This window comes from Oliverpabstia sp., from assembly GCF_022785585.1.
Classification (GTDB): domain Bacteria; phylum Bacillota; class Clostridia; order Lachnospirales; family Lachnospiraceae; genus Oliverpabstia; species Oliverpabstia intestinalis.
Genome location: NZ_JALFPR010000164.1, coordinates 1 through 6,173, shown reverse-complemented (window position 1 = coordinate 6,173; position 6,173 = coordinate 1). Strand labels below are relative to the sequence as shown.

Annotated in this window: 4 protein-coding genes; 3 read left to right on the top strand and 1 reads right to left on the bottom strand. The window is 45.8% G+C overall.

From position 1 onward, the window contains the following. Positions 1–372 precede the first annotated feature (372 nt). Together MSA64_RS11375 and MSA64_RS11370 are read left to right on the top strand one after the other, a co-directional pair. Complete coding sequence (locus tag MSA64_RS11375) at positions 373–1,155, top strand: polysaccharide deacetylase family protein (protein ID WP_287891662.1); 783 nt, start codon at positions 373–375, stop codon at positions 1,153–1,155. A gap of 139 nt (positions 1,156–1,294) precedes the next feature. Then, positions 1,295–3,301: a glycoside hydrolase family 31 protein gene (locus tag MSA64_RS11370; protein WP_154431596.1), complete on the top strand. Its 2,007-nt coding sequence runs from the start codon at positions 1,295–1,297 to the stop codon at positions 3,299–3,301. Between the two features lie 93 nt (positions 3,302–3,394). Here MSA64_RS11370 and MSA64_RS11365 read toward each other — a convergent pair whose 3' ends face one another. Beyond that, positions 3,395–4,756 (bottom strand): NCS2 family permease, encoded by a 1,362-nt coding sequence (locus tag MSA64_RS11365; protein WP_154431597.1) that lies wholly within the window; start codon positions 4,754–4,756, stop codon positions 3,395–3,397. A 256-nt stretch (positions 4,757–5,012) separates the two neighbouring features. Here MSA64_RS11365 and dapF point away from each other — a divergent pair, with 256 nt between their 5' ends. Beyond that, positions 5,013–5,849 (top strand): diaminopimelate epimerase, encoded by an 837-nt coding sequence (gene dapF, locus MSA64_RS11360; RefSeq protein ID WP_154431598.1) that lies wholly within the window; start codon positions 5,013–5,015, stop codon positions 5,847–5,849. The last annotated feature ends 324 nt before the right edge of the window (positions 5,850–6,173 follow it).

Sequence of the window (6,173 nt, the reverse complement as noted above, 5' to 3'; positions counted from 1 at the left end):
ATTTACGCGAGCAACGAGTCAAAGTCCGTGCTTGCACGGAACCTTGAGGAGTGCCGCGATAACGATAAAAACTCGCAAAGCGTGTTTTTATCGTTTAAATGCATTTTGGCTCGTAACTGTGAAGGTACTGAACAGTTACGTGAGTTAAATAAAAAAATGGATAACAGGCTGTCACGGATGAATGTCCGGAGACAGCTTTTTCAATTTCTGCGGATATCGAATAATATGATGTGCTTATATGAGCTTTTGAGGACTGCTGTGATGAGCAAGATTGCTTCACCGGACCAATGTGGTTTACGTGAATAACGGAGTCATATAACGCCTCCTGTGTCCATATAGTAAAGAGAGAATGCCGGGGAATGGACGAAAAATATGAAAAAGGGAATGTGGGGTGTGGGAGCCCTGGCACTTGTGCTGATCACCGGGTTGTCTGTTTTTTACCGGACACAAGTGGGGAAAAAGGTTGTCACGGCAAGTACCAGTGTGAACGGGCAGGAGCTGCCGATCTGTTCTGTGCAAACCGGGAAAAAGCAGATAGCTTATACCTTTGAACTGAGTGGAACGCAAATCGGGAAGGGGCAGGCAGAACAGATGTTACAGATTCTGCAGCAGCAGGAAATTCCTGCCACATTTTTTGCCACTCCGTCCTGGATCGAGAACCACAGGAGTCTGGCAATACAGATCTGTCAGCAGGGACATGATATACAGGGATTGGGTGAACAGGCGGTATGCGTGGAACAGATGACGGCGAAAGCGTGCAGGAAGGAACTTCGGAAGATCAGGGAGACGATTGGAACAGTTACAGAGGAGCCATGTGTATTTTTCCGTATTCCCGGCGGGGAATATAATAATGAAGTACTCCGGACGATATATGCCTGCGGAAGCTATCCGGTGGCATGGAGTGTCGACAGCATGGACTGGAAAGAGTATGAAGCCAGTGAACTTGTCAGGCAGCTGCTGCAGTCCTGTACGATCCGGGATGGTGAGATTCTCCGCTTCCATGGGGAAGGAGAAAATACCGGAGAAATGGTGAAATTGCTGCATCCCCGGCTGAAAGAGGAGGGATATGAGGCGGTAACGGTGTCACAGATGGTTTACAAAGATCGCTATCGGATGACAACGGATGGCAGACAGATTCCGGAAAAGTCAAAATAAAGTAACTTTCAGTTAAAATAGGGCAATTTTTTTCATGGAATATCCTGTATACTAAAGAAAAAGAGAGGTAACGAAACAGCAACAAAGATGCGGGAACGTTATCGGGATAGAACTAAAGATTTATGGAGGTAAGAAAACTATGATTCGCAGATACGTGTATGGAAACGTGATTGAAACAGAAGCCGTGTTAAACAAACCGGAACAGGAAAACGGTGCACTGCCTTATTTTACTGTGGATGAGCAGGCGATGACTCTGTCTTATACCATGGAAGACAAAGATCAGATTTATGGACTGGGAGAAAATGTTCGTGGAATCAACAAAAGGGGCTGGTACTATGAGAGCAAATGCAGTGATGAACCGGATCACAAAGAAGACCGTCATTCCCTCTATGGTGCACACAACTTCCTGGTAGTAGACGGCAAAGAAACCTTTGGTATTTTTGTGGATTATCCTGGAATTATCCGTTTCGATGTGGGATATACCCGTTCAGAAGAGCTGGTGATCACAGCATCTGACTGGAATCTGGATGTGTATATTATTACCGGTGAGGATATCAAAGATATCGTAAGACAGTTCCGTCATCTGGTTGGCCGCAGCTACATTGCTCCAAAATGGGCATTTGGTTATGGTCAGAGTCGCTGGAGTTATATGAGTGCAGACGAAGTTCGTGAGGTCGTGAAAAAACACAGAGAACTGAACATTCCGCTGGACAGTGTGTATCTGGATATCGACTATATGGAAAGATACAAAGACTTTACCCTGAATAACGAGGCCTTCCCGGATTTTGCGGCATTTAACGAAGAAATGAAAAAAGAACATATCCATCTTGTTCCGATCATCGATGCCGGTGTAAAACAGGAAAAAGGATATGATGTGTATGAAGAAGGTCTGGAAAAAGGATACTTCTGTAAGAAAGAAGACGGTTCTCCGTTTGTTGCAGCTGTATGGCCGGGAAAAGCACTGTTCCCGGATATGCTGAATAAAGAAGCGAGAGAATGGTTTGGAAATAAATATCAGTTTCTGTTGGATCAGGGCGTAGAGGGATTCTGGAATGATATGAATGAGCCGGCAATCTTCTATACCGAAGACCGTCTGAAAGACGTTCTGGAAGAACTGGATCGATTCAAAGGGCAGAATCTGGATATGGACAAATACTACGAGTTCAACGGCCTGGTACACAGCCTGTCTAATAATACCGAAGATTACAAAGTATTTTATCATAATATGAACGGGGAAAAGATCCGCCATGACAGAGTACATAACCTGTTTGGATATAATATGACCCGTGCGGCAGGAGAAGCCTTTGAACGTCTGGAGCCAGACAAACGTATCCTGATGTTCTCCCGTTCTTCCTATATCGGAATGCACCGTTACGGAGGAATCTGGCAGGGAGATAACAAGTCCTGGTGGTCACACATTCTGCTGAATCTGAAAATGATGCCGTCCCTGAATATGTGCGGTTTCCTGTATACAGGAGCTGACCTTGGTGGATTCGGTGTAGATACTACAGAAGATCTGGTACTGAGATGGCTGGAACTGGGAATCTTCACTCCACTGATGAGAAACCATTCCGCTATGGGAACCCGTGTACAGGAAGCATATCGTTTTGAAAAAATCGATGGATTCCGTCATATCATCGGCATGCGTTATAAATTACTGCCATATCTGTACAGCGAATACATGAAAGCCGTTTTGAGAGACGGGATGATGTTCCGTCCGCTGGCTTTCGATTATCCGGAAGACAGACGTGCGGTCAAAGTAGAAGATCAGCTTTTACTGGGTGACGGTATGATGATCGCACCGGTATATGAGCAGAACGCCGAAGGTCGTTACGTCTATCTGCCGGAGCGTATGAAACTGGTTCGATTTAAAGAAGATGGAACAAAAGAAGAAGAGATCCTGGAGAAGGGGGATCATTATGTGGAAGTAGCCCTGACTGATGTGATCTTCTTCATCCGTCCGGATCACCTGATTCCGATGGCAACAGGTGGACAGTGTGTGGACGAAGTAGACTTTGATCATCCGGAGTGCATCGGTTTTGTAGACAATGTTGCTGAGTACGAGTACTACAACGATAACGGATATGAGAAAGATTACGAAAATCCGGCGCACATCACCGTTCTTCGTATGGAAGCAGAAAAATAAAACAGACATTACTGTGAAAGAAAAATATGCCCCGGAGGATTCTGATATGGTCCTCCGGGGCACATTTTTTATGTTGTTTATAACATTTCCGAATTAAATAATAATTGTAATTACACGGATAATAAACAGTGCACATACGATATACATAACCGGATGAATCTTTTTCAGCTGACCGGTGCATACTTTAATGATGAACCATGCCAGAACACCGAACATGATACCGTTTGCGATAGAATACGTAAGAGGCATCATCAGGAATGCCAGATATCCGCCGACAGCATCTGCCAGATCACCGTCGAATTCCATTTTCTTGATGGAAGAAGCCATAAAGAAACCAACGATTACCAGAGCCGGAGCTGTGGCAAAGCTTGGAATAGCCAGGAAGATCGGTGACAGGAACAGTGCAACCAAAAACAGGATACCGGTTGTCATAGCAGTCAGACCGGTTTTTCCGCCTTCCGCAACACCGGAACTGGACTCTACGAAACTGGTAACGGTGGAAGTACCAAGCATAGAACCTGCTACCGTACCGATAGCATCCGCCATCAGGACACGGCCTACGCGAGGAAGATTACCGTCCTCATCCAGCAGATCTGCTTTTTCGGCAACACCGATAACAGTACCGATGGTATCGAACATATCTACAAACAGGAATGAGAATACGATAACAACGAACTCAGATACATGAGAACCGATCCATGCAAAATCAAATTTGCAGAAAGTTGATGAGATGGACGGCGGGATGAAGGAAGAAGCACTCAGAGACGGAATCAGAGAGGCTGCCCCAGCATCCGGATCTACTACATACCAGCCTGTCAGCTGAGCAATGATTCCCAGAACCCAGGTGATCAGGATACCCCAGAGAATAGATCCTTTTACATTATAGTGATTCATCACAGCAATCACCAGGATACCGATCAGGCACAGAGCAACTTCCGGTCTTCCGAAGTTACCGAGTGCAACCAGTGTGGAGTCATCAGATACGACAACACCGGCACCCTTAAGACCAACAAATGCGATAAACAGACCGATACCGGATGTAATACCGTATTTCAGGTTCTCAGGGATTGCGTTGACGATCGTTTCACGCAATTTGAAAAATGAAAGAATAATGAAAATGATACCCTCTACCAGTACAGCAGCCAGTGCGATCTTCCAGGGATCATCGATTCCCTGCAGCTGTCCAAGACATACTGTATAAGCAAAATAAGCATTCAGCCCCATACCTGCAGACAGTGCGATCGGATAATTTGCCCAGAACGCCATAATAAAGGTTGCCAGTGCAGAGGCCAGTGCGGTAGCTGTGAAGACGGCTCCGCTGTCCATTCCTGAAGCATTTAACATGTTAGGGTTAACTGCGAGTATATACGCCATGGTAAGAAATGTGGTAATACCGGCCATCACTTCTGTTTTTACCGTGGTGTTATGCTCTTTCAGTTTAAAGAGTTTTTCCATGGTTTGTTTCCCTCCTCTGATTAAATGGTAAAATTATAAAAACTCTATTAAGATTGTAATGGATTGCCTCCCGGTTTGTCAACGCGGACTTCCAAAAAAGGTGGGAATACGCTATAATGAGCATAATTCGAATATGAATGAGGTAACTGTAAATAAAACAGATATAACGGTTCGCTATCTTCGCAGTTACGAACCAATAGCTACGGAACCGTTGCAAACAGACAATCTAAGTGGCAACAGAAAGTGAGGAAATTCTATGAAATTTACGAAAATGCAGGGTATCGGAAATGATTATGTATATGTAAACTGTTTTAAAGAAAAGGTTGAAGATCCCGGGGAAGCAGCGATCAAAGTCAGTGACCGTCATTTCGGAATCGGTTCTGACGGACTGATTCTGATCAAACCATCTGAGGTGGCAGATTTCCAGATGGATATGTATAACGCAGACGGTTCCCGTGGAGCGATGTGTGGAAACGGAATCCGCTGTGTGGCGAAATACGTATACGATTACGGTCTGACAGACAAAACATCTGTCTCTGTGGAGACGGCAAGCGGCATCAAGTATCTGGATCTGACCGTGGAAAACGGGAAAGTGGTGCTGGTAAAAGTTAATATGGGCGCACCGATCCTCGAAGCCGCAAAAATCCCGGTAGTTTCCGAAAAAGAGCAGGTGATCAATGAACCCCTTCTGGTAGACGGAAAAGAATATCGCATCACCGGCGTATCAATGGGTAACCCACATGCGATCACATACATTGACGATGTAAAAGGATTAGACATCGAAAAGATCGGTCCGAAGTTTGAGTTCCATCCGGCTTTTCCTGACAGGGTAAATACAGAATTTGTGAAGGTGCTGGATGATCATACCGTAGAAATGCGGGTGTGGGAACGTGGTTCCGGAGAGACACTGGCATGTGGAACAGGTGCCTGTGCGGTAGCTGTGGCTTCGATTCTGAACGGATATGTGAAAGAAGAGGAAGTGACAGTGAAACTGCTCGGCGGGGATCTGAAGATTTACTGGGATCGGGAAGAAAACCTGGTATACATGACCGGACCGGCAGCGGTTGTGTTTGACGGGGAGATCGAACTGTAAAAAGAGAATAAAGGTTGCTAAAGCGGACGGGAGCGGCTGGAGCTTCTTGTCCGGGCAACGTGGGCAGGGGAACTTTGAACTAATCCCTAACTGCGACTAAGACTCTCGCGAGAGCGCTTGAGCCTAAGTCTCCGTAAGGGCTGGATTTCAAAGCTTGCCCTGCCCAAGTTGTTGCCCCCGGGACCCCCGATCCCTCTCGCGTCCCTATAGGAAAACTAATTTTCAAGATTTACAGTAACGGAATATTATGCTCTTCCGCCAGTTTCACCGTCTCCTCCGGCCATAACGAACAGTGAACCTCTCCGATATGAGCCTTCCGCAGAT